General features: G+C 56.0%; 1 rRNA gene. It reads right to left on the minus strand.

Annotated elements, in window-relative coordinates:
- Positions 1–89 precede the first annotated feature (89 nt).
- A 23S ribosomal RNA gene (locus ABEV15_RS07240) occupies positions 90–1,382 on the minus strand; the annotation flags it as partial.

Below are 1,382 nucleotides of genomic sequence, written 5' to 3' on the forward strand. Positions count from 1 at the left end.
CTAGATAACAGGGCTTGGCTGGACAGTCGCCTACGCTTTTCGTGATGTCTAGCTTCGAACTAACATCCTCCTACGCCTTTCGTGTGTGTTTAGTTAAGTCCTCGATCGATTAGTATCCGTCAGCTGCACGTGTCGCCACGCTTCCACCTCGGACCTATCTACCTTGTCATCTTCAAGGGATCTTACTCGCTTGACGCGATGGGAAATCTCATCTTGAGGGGGGCTTCACGCTTAGATGCTTTCAGCGCTTATCCCTTCCGCACATAGCTACCCAGCTGTGCCCCTGGCGGGACAACTGGTACACCAGCGGTGCGTCCATCCCGGTCCTCTCGTACTAAGGACAGCTCCTCTCAAATTTCCTACGCCCGCGACGGATAGGGACCGAACTGTCTCACGACGTTCTGAACCCAGCTCGCGTACCGCTTTAATGGGCGAACAGCCCAACCCTTGGGACCGACTACAGCCCCAGGATGCGATGAGCCGACATCGAGGTGCCAAACCTCCCCGTCGATGTGGACTCTTGGGGGAGATAAGCCTGTTATCCCCGGGGTAGCTTTTATCCGTTGAGCGATGGCCCTTCCATTCGGAACCACCGGATCACTAAGCCCGACTTTCGTCCCTGCTCGACTTGTAGGTCTCGCAGTCAAGCTCCCTTCTGCCTTTACACTCTACGAATGATTTCCAACCATTCTGAGGGAACCTTTGGGCGCCTCCGTTACGCTTTGGGAGGCGACCGCCCCAGTCAAACTGCCCACCTGACACTGTCTCCCACCCCGATCAGGGGTGCGGGTTAGAATCTCAGTACGACAAGGGTGGTATCCCAACGGCGACTCCACCTAGACTGGCGTCCAGGCTTCTCAGTCTCCCACCTATGCTGTACATGTCGCACCAACATTCAATATCAGGCTGCAGTAAAGCTCCACGGGGTCTTTCCGTCCTGTCGCGGGTAACCTGCATCTTCACAGGTACTATGATTTCACCGGGTCTCTCGTTGAGACAGTGCCCAAGTCGTTACACCTTTCGTGCGGGTCGGAACTTACCCGACAAGGAATTTCGCTACCTTAGGACCGTTATAGTTACGGCCGCCGTTTACTGGGGCTTCGGTTCGCACCTTCGCTTGCGCTAAGCGCTCCCCTTAACCTTCCAGCACCGGGCAGGTGTCAGCCCCTATACTTCGCCTTACGGCTTCGCAGAGACCTGTGTTTTTGATAAACAGTCGCTTGGGCCTTTTCACTGCGGCTCCCCTGGGCTATTCACCCGAGGGAGCACCCCTTCTCCCGAAGTTACGGGGTCATTTTGCCGAGTTCCTTAACGAGAGTTCTCCCGCGCACCTTAGGATTCTCTCCTCGCCTACCTGTGTCGGTTTGCGGTACGGGCACCTC

This window comes from Bhargavaea massiliensis, from assembly GCF_050480245.1.
In the GTDB taxonomy this organism is placed as follows: domain Bacteria; phylum Bacillota; class Bacilli; order Bacillales; family Anoxybacillaceae; genus Anoxybacillus.